Source organism: Agrobacterium sp. GW821-FHT02D03, assembly GCF_059421725.1.
This window is the reverse complement of the sequence record NZ_JBWKVN010000002.1, coordinates 1,059,243-1,076,834: the sequence shown is the minus strand read 5'-3', so window position 1 is coordinate 1,076,834 and position 17,592 is coordinate 1,059,243. Positions and strand designations below refer to the sequence as shown.

General features: G+C 51.4%; 14 protein-coding genes. 6 read left to right on the top strand and 8 right to left on the bottom strand.

Annotated features, from left to right (window positions below; all coding sequences use genetic code 11):
- Positions 1–456: 456 nt before the first annotated feature.
- Complete coding sequence (locus AC07U5_RS18300; protein WP_062423881.1) at positions 457–1,665, bottom strand: polysaccharide biosynthesis/export family protein; 1,209 nt, start codon at positions 1,663–1,665, stop codon at positions 457–459.
- 395 nt (positions 1,666–2,060) lie between these two features.
- On the bottom strand, positions 2,061–3,554 hold the full coding sequence (locus AC07U5_RS18295; protein WP_494723871.1) for an O-antigen ligase family protein: 1,494 nt from the start codon (positions 3,552–3,554) through the stop codon (positions 2,061–2,063).
- Positions 3,555–3,840: 286 nt separating this feature from the next.
- On the opposite strand from AC07U5_RS18295, the gene rfbC reads away from it, so the two are divergent.
- The 5 genes from rfbC to AC07U5_RS18270 all read left to right on the top strand — a co-directional run bounded on the left by rfbC (position 3,841) and on the right by AC07U5_RS18270 (position 8,325).
- Positions 3,841–4,416 carry a dTDP-4-dehydrorhamnose 3,5-epimerase gene (gene rfbC, locus AC07U5_RS18290; protein ID WP_494723870.1) on the top strand — a complete coding sequence of 192 codons (576 nt, stop codon included), beginning with the start codon at positions 3,841–3,843 and terminating at the stop codon, positions 4,414–4,416.
- Between the two features lie 24 nt (positions 4,417–4,440).
- On the top strand, positions 4,441–5,520 hold the full coding sequence (gene rfbB / locus AC07U5_RS18285) for a dTDP-glucose 4,6-dehydratase (RefSeq protein WP_494723869.1): 1,080 nt from the start codon (positions 4,441–4,443) through the stop codon (positions 5,518–5,520).
- A gap of 5 nt (positions 5,521–5,525) precedes the next feature.
- On the top strand, positions 5,526–6,434 hold the full coding sequence (rfbD, locus tag AC07U5_RS18280) for a dTDP-4-dehydrorhamnose reductase (RefSeq protein ID WP_494724276.1): 909 nt from the start codon (positions 5,526–5,528) through the stop codon (positions 6,432–6,434).
- A complete protein-coding gene (gene rfbA, locus AC07U5_RS18275; protein ID WP_062423878.1) occupies positions 6,431–7,300 on the top strand; it encodes a glucose-1-phosphate thymidylyltransferase RfbA in 870 nt (289 codons plus the stop codon). The genes rfbD and rfbA overlap by 4 nt, the downstream gene beginning before the upstream one ends.
- Positions 7,301–7,614: 314 nt before the next feature.
- Positions 7,615–8,325, top strand: a complete 711-nt coding sequence (locus AC07U5_RS18270; RefSeq protein ID WP_494723868.1) for an endonuclease/exonuclease/phosphatase family protein — start codon at positions 7,615–7,617, stop codon at positions 8,323–8,325.
- A 151-nt stretch (positions 8,326–8,476) separates the two neighbouring features.
- On the opposite strand, the gene AC07U5_RS18265 is transcribed toward AC07U5_RS18270, so the two are convergent.
- From AC07U5_RS18265 to AC07U5_RS18240, 6 genes are all read right to left on the bottom strand, one after another.
- Positions 8,477–9,496 carry a glycosyltransferase family 4 protein gene (locus AC07U5_RS18265; RefSeq protein WP_494723867.1) on the bottom strand — a complete coding sequence of 340 codons (1,020 nt, stop codon included), beginning with the start codon at positions 9,494–9,496 and terminating at the stop codon, positions 8,477–8,479.
- Between the two features lie 308 nt (positions 9,497–9,804).
- Entirely contained in the window at positions 9,805–10,644 is an 840-nt protein-coding gene (locus AC07U5_RS18260) for a glycosyltransferase family 2 protein (RefSeq protein WP_494723866.1), read from the bottom strand.
- Positions 10,645–10,662: 18 nt separating this feature from the next.
- Positions 10,663–11,862 (bottom strand): glycosyltransferase family 4 protein, encoded by a 1,200-nt coding sequence (locus AC07U5_RS18255; RefSeq protein ID WP_494723865.1) that lies wholly within the window; start codon positions 11,860–11,862, stop codon positions 10,663–10,665.
- 66 nt (positions 11,863–11,928) lie between these two features.
- Positions 11,929–12,846: a glycosyltransferase family 2 protein gene (locus AC07U5_RS18250; RefSeq protein ID WP_494723864.1), complete on the bottom strand. Its 918-nt coding sequence runs from the start codon at positions 12,844–12,846 to the stop codon at positions 11,929–11,931.
- A gap of 169 nt (positions 12,847–13,015) precedes the next feature.
- Positions 13,016–13,930, bottom strand: coding sequence for a glycosyltransferase family 2 protein (locus tag AC07U5_RS18245; RefSeq protein WP_494723863.1), 915 nt, complete (start codon positions 13,928–13,930; stop codon positions 13,016–13,018).
- Between the two features lie 421 nt (positions 13,931–14,351).
- Positions 14,352–15,449 (bottom strand): polysaccharide pyruvyl transferase family protein, encoded by a 1,098-nt coding sequence (locus AC07U5_RS18240; protein WP_494723862.1) that lies wholly within the window; start codon positions 15,447–15,449, stop codon positions 14,352–14,354.
- A 583-nt stretch (positions 15,450–16,032) separates the two neighbouring features.
- On the opposite strand from AC07U5_RS18240, the gene AC07U5_RS18235 reads away from it, so the two are divergent.
- Positions 16,033–17,538, top strand: coding sequence for a lipopolysaccharide biosynthesis protein (locus AC07U5_RS18235; protein ID WP_494723861.1), 1,506 nt, complete (start codon positions 16,033–16,035; stop codon positions 17,536–17,538).
- Positions 17,539–17,592: the final 54 nt, after the last annotated feature.

Here is a 17,592-nt window from a genome sequence, read left to right as displayed (position 1 = left end):
GCACGTCCCAACCCACCACCAATTGCTGCGACCTGCGCCTGACCGTCAGCAGTGGGGGAAGCCAGTGAAATGAGAGCAGCAAGTGTGGCTGGGTTCGAGCCAGCCAAGGCCCGAACGCGCATCTGCATTGCCATCCCACCAACCGCATACTGCTGAAGAAGGGATTGCGGATTGCTGAGGAAAGCCTGAACATCTGCGTCGGGAAGCTTGGCGGGTGCAACGAAACACGAGCCGCTGGGCGCATCCTGAGCGTGCACTCCAGCCGAAAACCCGAGATACGCACATGTACATATAGCCAGTAGGCCGGTTGCGCGGAAAGAGAACATCCAGATGCTCCTAGAGCTTAATACTTTGGTTACCAACATATCACCATGGTTTCTGGCCAGCAGCAACCCTGGAAAAAAACAAATATCACTTATGCTTAAAGGCTGATCTACTTCAGTGAAGCTATCACGCTCAGAAAGCTCTTACTGTATCACGTGTCGACTTAACATCCGAAGTAGCGCCTGCTGCAGTCGAAGTGACCGAATTGACGATATTGAGGAACTTTACAAGCTCTGTCGAGTCGGAGTTGGTGACGTAGAGAATGTCCTTATCCTCCATTGGGAATTTTTGGAGAGCAAACAAGCTCGACGGATCTCGCAGGTTTGCACGGAATATTACAGGGACGGTATCAGCCTTGAAGTGGGATACATTAACACCGAGCTTGGCCAATATCGCCTTGTCAGCCACACGATACAGCATAACTTGAGCAGGATCAGCACGGCCATCCAGCAAGCCACCCGCTTTGCCGAGGGCGTCACCGAGAGAGAGATCAGACTCTTCAAAATCAAAACGCCCATTGAGGCCGGCAGCGCCAAAAGCAAGATAAGTCCGGCGCTCACGATCAACAGTGATAATGTCCCCGGGAACCACGTAGATATTCTCCGCGGGCGTTTTCACGAGGTGATCATAGAGGATAGTTCCAGAGCGACCGCGCCGCTGCAGGGTAACATAGGTCTCCTTGCCAGGAGAGTTTAGCCCGCCTGCCTCTGAAAGAACATCCAGAACGCGCTCGCCGGCCTCTGTCAGAGTAATCTTGGCTGGATTTCTCACATCGCCAAGAACAGCAATCTGAGCTGAACGCGCACTGATCTTAGTGACTACCGCCTGCGGTTCAATGGCTCGGTTCGCCAGCCGATCTTCAATTACGCGCGCGACCTGTTCTTCAGTATAACCTGAGACCTGGATCTCGCCTGCATACGGTATGTTGATCGAACCAGAGCGCCCCACGGTTTGCTGCGGCAGTTGGACAAAATTACCCGGACGACTTCCTGCATCGGCTGGAATGAAAAGACCACCCGCCTGAGACTCGAATATCGAAACCTGAACAACATCACCAACACCAAGAGGCAGGACCGGCGCCCCTCCTCGGCCGCCACCGAAGCCACCCTCAAATGATTTGACTGTCGTCTCGCTGAACGCAGATAGCACCGCTGCATTTATATCCACCAGTGCATAATCGATACCGGCCGTCTGGTTCGACTTCGAGGATACACTGGATACTTTTACCGTCGCATTTGACTCAACAGCGCGCGCCGACGGGCCGGAGGCTGGCAAAGAGGTACACCCCGACACTCCAAACAAAAGTGTACTTAGCAGAATGCCAGATTTAACATGTTTCAATGTAAGCCCCTCGTCAGTCTTTATGTGCTTAAAATGGTTGAAAAATTAACGCAATACTTGCGTTGTGCACGAATACCTTTATGCATGTGTTTTCCATATAAAGTTGCCGTGGAGCAACATCGAGCTCGTTTTAGCTATCCACATTCAGTGGGCTGTAAATATTTTTTAAAATGCCTTTTTCCCTTCTAACTGGACTTACATAAAGGGAAGTTTCCAGTTTATGCCGAATAATATGACACAGAGAATTTTATTTTTTGATGAAAACGCGCTTCATAAGCGATTTTCTATTACACAGTCTCCGAGAGAGGTTTTCTCCTACTTATCGGCTTCACTTGGAACAATGCGAGGAAGTACGCCTGATCTCGTCGAGGTCGAACGGCACCGGACGATCTAGCTCAGTCCTTTACTGTTTTGACCCTCGATTGCCGCTTACGTGGAAGCATGCAGATCGACACGATTGGCGCGCACATCAAAGCGAAAAACGCGGCGAGGCCTGGGATCTGCAGAGAGAAATCGACGGCCGAATGAAGAACCGTAAGGATGAGGCAGGCCAAACCAACCGCCGCAATGTAACGCTGACGGCGCCTTACTCGTAGCCCATAGACGTACGCGAACACCAAAGTTCCCATGCCGATAAAAAGCAGTGGAATAAAGGGCAAACCTAAAGAAAAAAGGCCCTCTAGATAGACATTGTGCGCACGATCCCAAATAAGATAGATACCGCATCGCGCATCACGGTATGCGGAAAAAACCTCTCGGAAGCTGGCGAGACCCGCCCCGAACGGTATGTGGTCCTTGATCGCGGTGATTATTCCTGGGAGGACACAGACGCGGCTCTCGAAGTTCTGAGCCGCCCCCCGAAAGAGAACACGCTCTGCTAGCGAAATAAAGATGCCGCTTCCAACAAGGAGAATCGCGGTTGCTGTCGCAAATCTCCAACTCCAGCCTTTCCTGACGCTGGTTGCCCTAGCCTCCCTTTGATCTGGGAAGAGAACAAGGATCAGCAGAAGACATAAAAGCGCGACAAAGGTCGACGCGATACCACCTCGTGACTTGGTCAGCATGAGCGCACACGCGGTCGCCAGACACGATAACGCAGAAAGAGCTGCAAAAATTGTAGCCCGCCGATTGGTAAAGGGTATTCCGTTCAAGTACGCGAGCAACGAGCGTATCAAGTCGGTTTCGCTGGCTTTCTGCCACGTCAACGCGACCTGCAGCACCAAAAGCAGGCCGAAGAACGTTGCCGCCGTATTGCGGTTGATGAATGCGCCGGTGAGACTGTCTTGATAGGCCTTTTTCTTGACAAAGAGAACCATGTCCGGCTGAGCAAGAAACTGTAAGATGCTGAAAACCGAGATGACGGCGCCGACGATCACGATGTAGCGTAGAAGTCGATTGGACTGGTGCTCGCCACTAAAAAGTATCAATGTTGCAATGAATACGCCAAACGGGACCGCCAGCATCAAAACCGCGCCGGATGTGTCCCCAGGGGTGAGCGACACTGGGACTTGAGCCGACGGAATATAGGTCCGTACCATTTGCCAAGCGGGATCGTGATAGAAGAGGCCGCTGATACCCGATGCCTGAAACTCGGCCCAGCTGACCAGCAAGGCAACCAGGATCAAAGCGATTATTATGATGTTTCGCGTATCGGCCGGAATTGCTGACACGAGTAGAACAACAGGGATCATGACGAATAGGATCAGCGATACGATGGCAACCGTTTCAGCTTGAACCCCGCCATAGGCGAACACCAGGAAAAGGCACAGCAGCAACAGCAAAACCCTCAGCAAGCTCTGCAACGTTCCTGCTATTTTTCCGCGCTGCTGGTAAAGCTCGCTCTTATCCTTCTCACTATGCGTCCCTCGCTGGGCGGATGACCGTTCCATAAAAGTTCCTGCCGGCGCAACAACGGGCCGCTCCGTAACTGTAATTCTACCGCACCACATACATGCTCCTGACTTGCTATGAAAGCAGGATTTGAATAGTTTGAAACTGTGCAGAGCATTTCAGCACTTTCCGCAGGACAACGTAACGTTTTCAAAAGAAAATCTCTTCACTATTTCCCGGAACTATGCATGCAATACACTGGATACGACTAGACATTTTGGTTCCAACCAGTAAGTCTCGGTTTCTCAATTACGTCTTTTTCGAAGCGATTTTAGGGTAATGATAATGCTCTTTGAGCGACTGAATATTGATGGCCCATTCTTGATTGTTCCAAAGAAATTTGGGGATTCGCGTGGCTATTTCATGGAGACCTTTAGGGCATCCCTTTTTGAAGCAGAGGTTGGCCAATTCACATTTGTTCAAGACAATCGCTCTATGTCAGCGGAAGTCGGAACAGTACGCGGTCTGCACTTTCAGCTTGAGCCAAAGGCACAAGGCAAGCTTGTCTCATGCACAGCTGGCGCGCTGCTGGATGTCGCCGTGGATATTCGCTCTGGTTCTCCGACGTACGGACAATTCGTTGCCGAGGAGCTGAGCGCCGAAAACGCGCGCGAGCTCTGGGTACCCCCTGGTTTCGCCCATGGTTTTTGTACACTCGAGCCCAACACCGTGATCAGCTACAAAGTGACCGACTACTACAGTCCGGAACATGACCGGGGCTTATCGTGGAATGATCCGGCTCTGGGTATCAATTGGCCGGTATCTGCTGACAGAGCGATCCTGTCGGACAAGGATCGCAAGCAACCAACACTCGCCGCCCTTGGCGGTGTGTTTCAATATAGCACGGCGCGGACCGTCTAAGCGTCGAACGGATCGGAAGCAATTATGCGCATTCTTGTAACTGGCGGCGCCGGTTTTATTGGTTCTGCAGTGGTCCGCCACCTGGTAGCTGACAAGGGCTATGATGTTCTCAACGTAGACAAGCTGACCTATGCTGGCACCGAAACATCCCTGACAACTGTCAGAGACAATGCCAGCTACCGCTTCCTCAAAGCCGACATCTGTGATCACGCAGCTATTTCAAACGCTTTTGAAAGCTTCCAGCCAAATCGTGTTATGCATCTGGCTGCCGAAAGCCATGTTGACAGGTCCATCACCGGCGCGAAAGACTTCGTCGACACCAATGTGATTGGCACATTCACGATGTTGGAATGTGCCCGGCACTACTGGGCAGGTCTTTCCGGTGACGCAAAGGCGAATTTTCGCTTCCTGCATGTCTCGACCGACGAAGTATATGGTTCGCTCGGAGATAGAGGCCTCTTCACCGAAGAGACGCCGTATGATCCGAGTTCCCCCTATTCAGCCTCCAAGGCAGCTTCTGACCATCTGGCCAAAGCATGGCAAAGAACCTATGGGCTGCCTGTCGTCGTGTCGAACTGCTCGAACAATTATGGGCCTTATCACTTCCCAGAAAAGCTAATCCCCTTGGTGATCCTCAATGCGATGGAAGGAAAGGCGCTGCCCGTCTATGGCAACGGAGCAAACATCCGCGACTGGCTGTATGTTGAAGATCACGCCCGCGCGCTCAATATCGTCGCAGAGCGCGGCCGGGTAGGCGAAACCTATAACATTGGGGGCAGAAACGAGCGCCGCAATATTGATGTTGTTACCCGCATTTGCGAATTAATGGACAAGTTATCGCCGAAGCCGATCTCCCATTGCAGCTTAATTACTTATGTCGACGATCGTCCGGGCCATGACGCCCGTTACGCAATCGACGCAACGAAACTCGAGACTGAACTTGGCTGGAAGGCGCAGGAAAACTTCGACACCGGCATCGAGAAAACTGTCCGGTGGTATCTTGACAACGCCTGGTGGTGGGGACCGTTACGACAAGGCTATACCGGGTCACGGCTGGGGCTCTTGAACATGCCTGCTGCACCAAGCAAAGAGGGCAATGCATGAAGCAGTTGAGGATGATTGTTACAGGTAAGGACGGCCAGGTGGTCCAATCTTTACTGGAACGAGCAGCCGAAAATGGCCGGTTTGAGGTAGTCGCTCTAGGGCGACCCAGCCTCGACCTCTCGGTTCCGGACAGCATTCATGCAATCATAAGCGCAGCAAAGCCGGACGTGATCGTTTCGGCAGCCGCGTACACCGCCGTCGATCAAGCGGAAAATGAAGAAACTGCCGCCACGGTCATCAACGGCGTCGCAAGCGGAAAGATTGCCGAAGCAGCCAGCGTACTCTCCATTCCTATTATTCACCTATCGACTGACTACGTTTTCGACGGCAATAAGGATAGTCCCTATGTCGAAACAGATCCGGTGGCTCCCGTGTCTGCTTATGGGCGCGCGAAGCTCGCTGGCGAGCGAGCGATTGCGGCTGCCACAGCCAACTATGCAATACTAAGGACGGCCTGGGTCTATAGTCCTTTTGGCAAAAATTTTCTGAAGACGATGCTACGGCTTGCTGAAGCGCGGGACAGCATAAATGTGGTTGATGATCAAATCGGCAATCCGACCTCAGCATTCGATATTGCCGACGCCGTTTTTGCTGTTGCCAGCAATCTGGTCGACAACGACAATGCGGCATTGCGCGGCATTTTCCACATGAGCGGTTCCGGGGAGGCAAGCTGGGCCGATTTTGCTGCGGAGATCTTCGCTCAGTCGGCGCTCAATGGCGGCCCTTCGGCGGAGGTCGTCGGCATCCCGGCAAGCTCTTATCCTACGCCAGCAAAAAGACCTGCCAACTCCAGGCTCAATTGTAGCCTGCTGCAAGATCGCCATGACGTCCGGCTGCCAGATTGGAAGACCTCCACCGCGCACGTTGTCGCACGTCTCACTCTCAAACACTTTAATGATGGGACGAAATTATGAAGGGTATTATCCTCGCCGGAGGCAGCGGAACGCGCCTGCATCCCATGACACTGGTCAGTTCCAAGCAGTTGATGCCCGTTTACGATAAGCCGATGATCTATTATCCGCTCTCGACACTCATGTTGGCCGGGGTTCGTGATATCCTGATCATTTCCACGCCGCGCGATCTCCCTGGCTTTCAGGCGCTGTTGGGTGATGGCGCGAAGTGGGGTATTTCACTGTCCTATGCAGTGCAACCTTCGCCGGACGGATTGGCGCAGGCTTATATTATCGGCGCGGATTTTGTCGCGGGCCAATCCTCGTGCCTCGTTCTCGGCGACAACATCTTTTTCGGCCATGGCATCACCGAACTGTTTCGTGGCGCTATGGCACATGAGAGTGGTGCGACGGTCTTTGCCTATCATGTCAATGATCCAGAGCGTTACGGGGTCGTGGAATTCGACACCTCGATGAAGGCAATTTCGATCGAGGAAAAACCGGAAAAACCCAAATCGAACTGGGCCGTCACCGGACTTTATTTCTACGACAAAGATGTCGTCGATATCGCTTCGAACCTAAAACCGTCGCCGCGTGGTGAGCTGGAAATAACCGATGTCAACCGCACCTATCTCGAGCGCGGAAAACTCAATGTCCAGCAAATGGGGCGTGGCTACGCCTGGCTAGATACCGGAACTCCTGATAGCTTGTTGGAAGCCTCCGAGTTCGTAGCAACTCTCGAGAGACGGCAAGGCTTCAAGATCTCATGTCCGGAAGAGATCGCCTTCAGGCTCGGCTATATCACAGCTGGCGAGTTCGAGGAGCTGGCGAGAAATTATGGAAAAGGCACCTACGGCAACTACCTGAGAAATATCATCAACCAGCTTTGATCTTCAGTGGCCGGTAACAAGAAGTACCGGTCTGGTGTAGCAGGCGCGCCATTCGAGCAAAGTAAGCATGGTGGACATTCGTCATGAGGCAGAGACTCGCTTGCGCCATCGGAGTCGTTGTCCTATTGACCTTAACCGCGCTGTCTACGCGGTACGTTCATCCGCACTGGATGTTTTCCGCGCTTTATACAATGCATCTTCATATAACAGTGGCCTGTGTGCTAGCAACTATCATCGGGCTACTGGCAAAGCGCGACATTATGTTGTGGGGACTTCTGGTTGCCTCGGTCGTTCTCACTGCGGACGCTGTCGCTATGGCAACGCACTACAGCCTACCCGCTGGTCCAGCGGATCTAGGCAAGCCAAAATTCACGCTCCTCTCCATCAATGCGCTCAACAGCAATTTTGAAAGTGGCGAGACAATAGCGCGCATGATCGTGGCATCGGGCGCTGACGTCGTGAATGTCATGGAGGCGCCCCCTTTGCAACACCATATTGATGAGTTGGCGCAGGTCTATCCCTACAGGGTCGGCTGTGGCGCCATGACCAGACAATGCGACCAGCTGATGCTTTCAAAGTTCCCAATTGAAGCCCCGCAATTGATGTCCCTTAGCAAGATATTCGACGAGAGGTTCATCACTGCGACAATCAAGATCGCAGGCCAAACGATCAATTTCGCAGGCATCCATGCCACAAAGCCATACTTCGACGATTTCCACAGCCTAGAACTTAAAAACGCCGCTGGCGTGATCCTGACACAAATGACAGGACCACTCGTTCTCTCTGGAGATTTCAATGCTTCCAGCCTCGACCCAGGTATGCAAAACTTTCTCAAAGCTACAGGCCTGCGCACGGCCTTGTGGGAGCCAGCAACGTGGCCCGTTGAAGCTGGTCGTTTCGGGCTGCCCGTCGACCACATCTACGCCCGCCCTCCCCTGAAAATCATATCGGTGACCCGGCTACGAGATGCATATGGATCCAACCACTATGGGCTAACAGCGGAAATTGCGATCAGCAAATTGTGAGACCACGACAACGTTGGCTGCAACTCATTTCGAGGTAACGCCGACACTCACAATATAGAGCCCCCCAACGTCAACTCGTGCAACGTGGGGATGCTGAGGCTAATTGGTACCGCCTGCCAGCCCAATTCAAAAAGCGGCTCACAACAAAAATCTATGCTACGTCTTTCACGATTTGCCAGACCCGCTCAGCGGACTTATCCCAATTAAAGTCGCCGAGTCTCTTTCGGCCGCCGTCAACCAGCTCTTTGCGAAGCGCTTCATCGGACGTAATGCGGTCGAGCCCCAGCCTGATCTCCTGCACCGATTCAGGATTAACCAAGAGAGCTCCGTCTCCCGCGACTTCTGGCATCGCAGTTAAATTCGATGTTAGGACGGGGACACCACATGCATAAGCTTCAATAATTGGGAGACCAAAGCCTTCAAAAAGAGAAACATAAGCTACGGCCAAGGCGCCCCGATAGAATGATGGAATTTCTTCTGCGGGTAAGCGGCCTGTGAAAACAAGGTGTCCTCCGACCGATAGTCGGCTGGCAAGAGCAGTCAGATCATCGTTCCGATTGCCCGTAAACACAAGTTTAATCCCTCGAGACGGCAAAGACGATGCAGCATAAGCACGGATCAGCCGGTCCAAGTTTTTGTACGAGCGATGGTTGCCTCCGTAAAACACGTAATCGTATCCAGGAGTGTGCCGCTCTCCCGCTTCCGTAAAGCAGGCTTCACAACCATTATATACAAGATGAACTTTCTCTTCCGGCATGCCGGACCAATCCAGGAATTCCTGTCTTGTGAATTCCGATACGCAGATAACTGCACTGCAGCGCCTGTAGAGCGGCTTATAGACAAGATCATAATAGGCCCGCTTCGCGGCACCGTAAAAGCGCCGATGGGTGAGGTCGTGAACGATTACGACTGAAGGCAGACGGCTGAAAAGTGCAGGAACGAAACCGGCGCTGAAGAACACGCCTTCCCCGCCGTGATGATGAAACGAGCGGCTTATGGCGAGTGGAGATAGAGGGGAGCCAATTCGTCCCCTGACATGCAGGTCTACGAGCTTCATGTCTTGCGGCAAGCGAGCCTCTAGCTCTGCCTGCACTTTCCCTATCCCGGTCTCCGCAGGCCAGCGACGGTCAGCCAGTATGCTAAGGGTTTTGCCATTCGTCTCGAAACGCATACACTATCCTTTCGATCGGTCCATCTGTCCTGTATTTATGAGGATCCAAAGCGTGCTTCGATCTTTCGGATCCGCTTATACGCTCTAGTTCTTTGCGTCGTCGTATGTCGCCATCGTGAAGCCACCACAGACTTTTGCTGATATGCATTGGCTGCTCAGCACTTAATCGCAAAAAGCCAAGCAGGAAGCTAACTTCTCGCTACAGCTGCTTCTCAAGACATTAACTGAAGATTTAAAGATACATGACTACAATTCTGAATCAGGATGTTTCTTCCAACTACTCATGATCCCTCGCCACACGGGGTCAGTTAGTCTGACCATCCACGAATCCTCTCGGTGAATGCGATCAGCCGATAATGAGCCTGACCCATCTGCCCCTTAAAGATTGATACCAACGAACCTACCAGCGGTCGTCCCGCCATATAAAAAACGAACCAGATCGAATAGTTGCCGAGACGAAGTACGCGTCCAAAGCCGCGGTTGTAGCGACGGCCGCGATCTAGTGCCGCAGCATCGAACACTGCAAGCGGTTCCGGATGCATGAATTTCAGATCTGGGTCATAGATTCCCTTATGACCCTTTCGCAGCGCGCGGATCATCAGCTCGGTCTCTTCCCCGGAGCCCCATTTGGTACCGCCACCTGTTCCAAGCGTCTCGTCTAGGCCGCCGACATCGCGAAATACCGCAGTTCTGTAGAAGGTGGTGTACATCGTCTGGGTGATCCAGACATTCTGCATGTCGATCGTGCAGGGCGTAGTCTTCCATCTTCCTTGTGAGGGGACGCCGGTGAAGTCAATACTCGAGCCGGATAGAAAATCCAGTTGGGGGTCAGCAGCGAACATCTTTACGACCCGCTCGATAGCATCCGGCGGATAAGCACAATCGTCGTCGGGAAAACCGACCAGATCGCCCGAAATGTGGCGCACGCCGACATTACGGCCTCGTGCAGCTCCTTTACCTTCGTCGCGCACATATTTGACTGGAATTCGGCCGACATACTGCTCGACGATCTCCTGAGTCTTGTTATCACGGCTCTGATCCACGATTACGAATTCCAAAAAGCCAACAGTTTGCTTTTCGAGAGAGTCAAGAAGCCGCCCGATGACATCGGACCTGTTCATAGTGGTCGTCACGAGGGAAATCTGCATGGGTTTGTCTTTCATCTGTTAATGGCGTGCGGGATGAGGCGTTTTCAACAACGTGTCCAATGACGTCATCTGAGCCGCATTCCACGCAACCGCAGACTGATACGCCTTCTCTCCCTCTGCAGCCCGCCTCTCCTCGCTGGAAGCCAGATCGATGATCGCCTGAGCAAATGCTTCGGGGCTATCGTCTGGAACCGCTATGACACCTGCCTGGAAAGCCTCGCCCAACCCGCGCATTCCCGTACGCGTCGCGACCGTCACGACCCCCGCGGCCATAGCATCAAGGAGTTTTATATTGATACCTGTTCCAACCAGCGTTGGGTTCACCGAAATCTGCGCTGATCGGAAAGCGTCGGAAATATGATCGACAAAGCCGATCTTGTCGATGTTCGGGTGATCGGCAATCGCCTTCCCAACACTGCCAGCGACGACAAGCCGGAAATCGGGAAGGGCTTTGACAATGATCGGAAGAACCTTTGAAGTGAAATAATTGAGTGAAACAACATTTGCCGAGTTGCCGGAACCCACGAATACGGCATTTCGCGATCCATAATTTTCCACACGACGCGACAGATCAATGAAATGACTGACAACACCAACTTCCGGCTTGTCTCCGCCGAGTTGCTGGCGAAAGCGTCCCGCCTCTTCGTCTTGAATGGCGATCACCACATCGGCACGTCGAAAGCCACGGTTCTCTTCACTGACCGGGATGGAGTACCAATAGCTGTCGTCACCATAGAGCTTATGCCGGTCGGCGAAGGCGTCGTGGGTATCCAGGATTTTCAACACACTCGGTGGAAAGCTCGTTAACGTCGCGGATTGAAAGACGTAGGCGCACAAGGCGGCATCGAAGTCATGCTTTTCATGCAAAGCCTTCAACTTGCGACGAAAGCCCACCCCGAAAAATTCGTCCAGACCGAAGTAGTATCGAAGGTCCGATTTGGAGGATTTGAACAGACGCCGACGCATCTCGAAAGCAAGACGCTTAGCATAATATAGGCCGCGTTCCACAGCCGTGCGCTCCAGAATAAAAAACCGATTCGAGCCAAACTCTTTTCGGTGTCCCTCCATATCCGTCATCGCGGTCAGATTGGAAGGGAGATGAATGAAATAGATTTCATGACCTAGTTCGCGGATTGCACGCGCAAGGTTGAGGATGCGGCTGCTGTTGCCCTCCCGCGCCGGGACAACAGGGATAACCGATATAAACGCAATTTTCATGCATGCTCCCCAAGAAATTTAGATACGCCAGGACAGTGGCAACGTGTCTTCATTGCGAAATACTGATCAACCATTAATGACATAGCGGCTAAATCTACGAACATCGCCAATAAAACCACGCGGGTTGAAGGCACGATGTAAGGTTCGAAGATGGAAGGCTTTCCAATATTGACCGGAGCTGGAAAGGTCCGCGGCATCTTTCAACGCGAGCTCCTTGGCCAGCTTCCGAAACGACAACAGAGATTCAGGGAGAATTGCTTTTTCGACGTCGCGGAAAAATCTTGACAAAGGCCGTGCCTCCATACGCTTCGTCACAGCGTAACCAAGCGCAGAATCTTCAACATGCAGCTTAATGCGTGCAACAGGGTCCCAGAAAATCGGTCCAGAAAACAAGACCTGTGCCCACAAAAAACTGTCCTCCCCCCAGAGGCACCTTTCCGCGTCATAGAAGCCCCCTAAACGCTCGAAAACATCTTTACGTACAATCGTGGAGCTTGAATGGAGAGCATCAATTCGAGACAGTAGGGCGGCGCAATCAAGGGTCGTCGGTGGAGACAGGATTTCGGGGCGCGTTGCAATTAAGGCAACTCGGTTTGCCGCGTAGTCAGAACGTCGCCCAGCATCGTAACCCGCCACGTAAGCGAGGGCGTCGTGAAACTCGTTCAAAGCCCCAAGGCCAGCCTCAAGATACCCCGGCAACCATTCATCGTCTGCGTCTAGGAACGCGATCAAATCTGATCGCGCCATCCGCGCACCAACGTTGCGCGCGCGCCCTGGTCCTGCATTTGCCTGCCTGACAAGATGTATTTGCGGATCACGGAGTTGTTCAACGATCGCCGGACCGTCATCTGTGCTGCCGTCATCAACGACAATAATTTCAACGCGATCTGTCTGTTGCAGACGAACCGATTCCATCGCACGGAGAATAGTATTTCTCTTGTTGTAGAGAGGAATGACGACCGAAGCCGAGAAATCGTCGAACATGCTTCACCCGATACCGTAAATTGGATGCAAATAACTCCACGGGACTAAAGGCTTCGCTGCTGTCTCAACCCGCTCGGGTTTCGCGCTCGTAAAATTTTGTCCGATGCCTGATGGCTCTCGATCGATGTTAAGAGTCCAGAGACCGGCGATTTTAGCCCGTACTTGAAATTCAAGCATCTGCATTGTCTTTGACATATCGGTCGCGCATACCAAGCAATAGTGCATAAGCGACGTAGGAGTCTAAGAACCGTTCCCTACTCCCCAAAAACCTCAACGCACTCATCTTTAAATATTTATACGCGACGAATAGATAAACACTGGCCGGGACACCTCCAATACGAAAAATGTCCCCTTTAACCCAGTATTCATAATCGAAACCGGAAGAGCGATAATATTGCATCACATAGTCGATCGTCTGGCGATCTGGTGGAATTAAATGATATACAATCGCATCCCATACCCAAAGCCCAATTGCACCTGATTTAAGTGCCGCACGCATCATCTCGGTCTCTTCACCACCTCGTCTTCGTCCCGGCGCTACCCCGAGTTCGGGATCGTATCTGTATTTGATTTGGAGGTCGCGGCGTACGGCGTAGTTTAACCCGTAAGGCAGCCGATCAGGGGAGACTTGGATCCAGTCCGCGTCGCGAATTGCCAAGAGGTCAGATAGAGAAGCCTCGCAGTCAGCGAACCACGTCACTACCGGCTCTTCATAGACAGGGCGAGCTTTCCCGCCGAAAATTGCAACATCTGGATTGACCTTGAACGCCTTTATGTAAGCCTTCAACCAACCAACATCGACGCGGACATCATCATCTGTCCAAAGAACAAATCTGCCCTTCGCCTGCGCAACACCCGTATTACGTGCATTGGATAAGCCTGCCAGTGGCTCAAAGACATGACGAATTGGCAGACGGGCAGCGAAGCTTTCCACAACCGACTTTGTGTCGTCAGTGCTCCCGTTATCTACGATCTGCAACTCCCAGTCGTCTACGACACCCAGGGATGCGTCAGCAATCGATTCAAGCACGTTTTTCAAAGATCGAGCTCGGTTGCGCGTGCATATTGTAACGGTTACAAGCAAGCATGCTCCCCTATGAACATCATGTTTATTCTCCTAGACGCTGCTGGCATTGCGCATCGCCGCGTATGGCTATTGAACTTAGTTCACACAAAGAGCTAATGCTGCGTTTCAGTGGAACTGCCCTCACTTATGCTTCGGGCTTCGTAAAGCGAAACATCAACTTCAGACTCAATAGTTCCATTGAATAGAAAATAGAGTATCTCGGTCCATGCGTCTTCTTTAATAACAAACCTTCAGAAAAATTCATGAACCATTGATGAACACGACCGCCATACCTCAGTAAAATGCACTAACGCATGTCAGGGATCTCAGTCACACCGCGGAATAACAATTCATACCAAACCCAACGTCTTCCTGTAAAAATGTCCGCCCTTAAGCATTGCCCGATTATTCACGTTAGCGAGCAACATCTACATCGAAGTCAGGTTTTTAAATCCTCTAGTTCCATTTTTACCTCGCGTATATCGCTTGCTTTACGAACAAGCGGGCAATCATCCATCCATGCCTCAATAAAATTATGAATTTTCCTATATGAGTTGTCCAAAGCTACATGGGGAATATTCATTAGCACACATAAGATATGGACATGAAGACGATCACAGATGACTACATTACCTTTGGAGAGCAAATCCATGCCGCGTTTTGCTCGTCGCCACGCGACTAAGTTATGCTGGCTTACGCGCATATCGGCTATTGTCATTCGTCCGCCGACAAGAGTCTCAAAGAGAGCACGATATGATTTTCTAGTTGTTTCGGGGGGCTCTGATAGCCAGTCGTGTCTCGGCCCTGGATAATCTTTCCTAAGCGTATCTATCCCTATCTCAACTCGCTCTACATCCTCACGCATCATGTACAAATATTCGGCTTCAACAGGCTGTGTACGACTTAATGCGCCTAATGCGAAAGCGCAGTCGGGCAACAAAACTGTATCCTCGCAACCTAGATTCTCAATAGCGATGCGGAGTGACGCATGATCACGAACCATGATTTTGAATTTTCCATGCCTCGCAATGTGATCCCGGCAATTCTTTGCTGCAGACTGATCTGCGAAATAAATTGACTGTGGTAGCTGGATAATTTCCCTGTCGGGAAACTCCCTCATCATTTTATATCTAAGCTCCATGTGAGGCTCGTATATATCGCCTAGATTGCCGCCACCGTGAAAAAATATCGGACCATCAGGCACCTTTTCTCTTAAAAGATCAGAGTCGAATTGATTGTAGTCACAAGTATAATTCGGAAGACCTCCTGCGAGTTCGCGAAGAAGCTCCATTTCCCCGAGCCAAATAAGACTGTCGCCGACATTTGAATGCCCAGGGAAATCTACTATGGCATAACGCTCACCCGGACGGATATATGAAGACAAGGCATTCTGAAGTAATGCGCAATTTTTATCTATAACGGCCTTCCCCAAATGCACCATTAATTCATTCCCCAGAACATTTTCCACCAAGATCAAAAAGCTGTTAACACGTATCTCGATCGAACGGCAATCGTTGAGTTCTGAGAAGATTAACATCGGCCTTGAGGTGCTTTAGTAAAAATAAATATACACGTTCAACCGAAATTTGTCGCTGAGAAAGACTTCCAGACCTTTCTTTTGAAGCGTCAAAGAGGCAAATTATTGGGTTCAGATTATTGATCGCGACAGTGCCAATGAAATTCCGCCAGTTATATCGAGTCCCACTGGCAATGGCTATCGCGGCGTCACTGCGATAGCCTTTCGAACAGAGGCCATGTCTATCTGATAAGCCCAAAGACACGTTTTACCATCTGGACCGCTGGTGATCTCTACGTTACGAAAGAATCCTAGGAAACTGAAGCCGTACATTACTGCAATACGCTATCCCCATATAAAAGGCTTCAACTTCACTCAGACCAGAAGTCTATGAGTTTCCATCAGTGCGCGGATCAAAATTTCATCCTGTAATCAGAAGATGAATCATCTCAAGATATCGTTAGGAATTTTATATTGGAGCTTTAATATTGCACAGACTTGCTGGTCAAGATCCGACGCCGTTGGGTACAAAATTAGTGCAGGGCGACTTAAATGACCCGCAATCTGAAGAATTCAGTCATCTGCGAAGGACGGTATCCTAGACGTGGCAAATACAAGATCTAAGCTCGTAAAAGGTACAATTTGGCTCACTGCAGCGCGTACCCTAGCCAATTTGCTTACATTAGTCAGCACCATCATTCTTGCGCGACTACTGACCCCGGCGGACTTCGGTATCGTTGCAATCGCTACGACAGTGGTAGCGATAATTTCTTCCGTGACCGAATTGTCTTTGGTCAACGCACTCATCCACCATAAAAGCCCCAACGAAGACTACTTTCACACGGCCTGGACAATGGAGTGTCTACGGGGCCTTGCCATCGCGGCAGTCATCCTCATTTGCAGCTATCCAGTGGTGCTAATATATGATGAGCCGCGCCTTCTGACGATTATGTTTGCGCTGGCGGGAAACGCCGCCATTTCAGGCTTTTGCTCTAACCCGAAAATGGTGACCTTCACTCGCGAGCTTGATTTCCGTCAAGGATTTGCGATTACGGTATTATCAAAGGTCGGAAGCACTATCGTGTCGATCGCTCTGGCGCTGTATTTACAGAATTATTGGGCAATTGTGGGCGGATTGCTGGTCGGGCCTATCATCTCGATAGCGGTTGCTTACTGGATTGTGCCTTATTGGCCAAGATTCTCCCTTCTTCACATGCGAGAGCTTTGGGCGTTTTCGTCGTGGCTGTCCTTCGGACAAATCGTAAACACGATCAATTTTAAGTTCGACCAGTTGCTAGTCGGCGGTTTCCTTGGACGCGCGGAACTGGGGTATTACAATGTCGGTGACCAACTCGCCTATATGCCGACGCGCGAAGCTACCGCGCCCCTCGCTCCGGCCCTCTTTCCAGCATTCGCACGGGTGAGGGATGATCGCGAACGGCTTGTAAACGCATACGAACGCGCACAAACCCTGTCTACCGCCATCGCTTTGCCAATCGGCGTTGGGGTGGCGTTGGTTGCCGAAAGCTTGGTCAAGATCACCTTGGGTGAAAAATGGCTGCCAGCAGTCATCGTTATCCAGGTCTTGGCATCGGTGTTTGCCATCCAAACGCTGAGTTCCACGGTTCAACCACTGGCTATGGCAGTGGGCGAGACAAGACGATTGTTCATGCGCGATACGGCAATGTTCTTAGCCCGCGTTCCAACGATTTTTATTGGCATATATTTCGGCGGTCTTTCCGGCCTTGTTTTCGCCCGCGCAATAACTGGAACACTCGCGATACCTATCAATATGCTCCTTGTTCGCCAAATGATCGGACTGTCGATGCGCAGACAGTGGATGGCAAATGCGAGGACGTTGATAGCAACCGCGATCATGGTGTTTTCGGTTGTCGCCATCGATAGCGTAATCAGCAATACGATACCGACAATCACAGAGATTTTTCATCTTGCAGTTTCGATTATGGTCGGCGGCAGCACCTATTCCGCGTCGATTCTCGTTTTGTGGGCTGTTTGCGGAAAGCCCGATGGACCGGAGCGTTTCATACTGCAAGAGTTGAGCAAGCTGATTAGGAGGTTGCGCTCTTCTAAGGGAGGGGCTGGCGTTTAACCGCGAGGTTCCTCGGGCGACAGCTTCGCGTGGCTGGTACGCTCTCAAGCTAAA

Coding starts and splice junctions, on each gene's coding strand:
- AC07U5_RS18250 (WP_494723864.1), bottom strand. CDS start 12,846: ATGTTCGACGATTTCTCGGCTTCGGTCGTCATTCCTCTCTACAACAAG.
- rfbA (WP_062423878.1), top strand. CDS start 6,431: ATGAAGGGTATTATCCTCGCCGGAGGCAGCGGAACGCGCCTGCATCCC.
- rfbC (WP_494723870.1), top strand. CDS start 3,841: ATGCTCTTTGAGCGACTGAATATTGATGGCCCATTCTTGATTGTTCCA.
- rfbB (WP_494723869.1), top strand. CDS start 4,441: ATGCGCATTCTTGTAACTGGCGGCGCCGGTTTTATTGGTTCTGCAGTG.
- AC07U5_RS18255 (WP_494723865.1), bottom strand. CDS start 11,862: ATGAAAATTGCGTTTATATCGGTTATCCCTGTTGTCCCGGCGCGGGAG.
- AC07U5_RS18240 (WP_494723862.1), bottom strand. CDS start 15,449: ATGTTAATCTTCTCAGAACTCAACGATTGCCGTTCGATCGAGATACGT.
- AC07U5_RS18265 (WP_494723867.1), bottom strand. CDS start 9,496: ATGCGTTTCGAGACGAATGGCAAAACCCTTAGCATACTGGCTGACCGT.
- AC07U5_RS18270 (WP_494723868.1), top strand. CDS start 7,615: ATGGCAACGCACTACAGCCTACCCGCTGGTCCAGCGGATCTAGGCAAG.
- AC07U5_RS18295 (WP_494723871.1), bottom strand. CDS start 3,554: ATGGAACGGTCATCCGCCCAGCGAGGGACGCATAGTGAGAAGGATAAG.
- AC07U5_RS18260 (WP_494723866.1), bottom strand. CDS start 10,644: ATGCAGATTTCCCTCGTGACGACCACTATGAACAGGTCCGATGTCATC.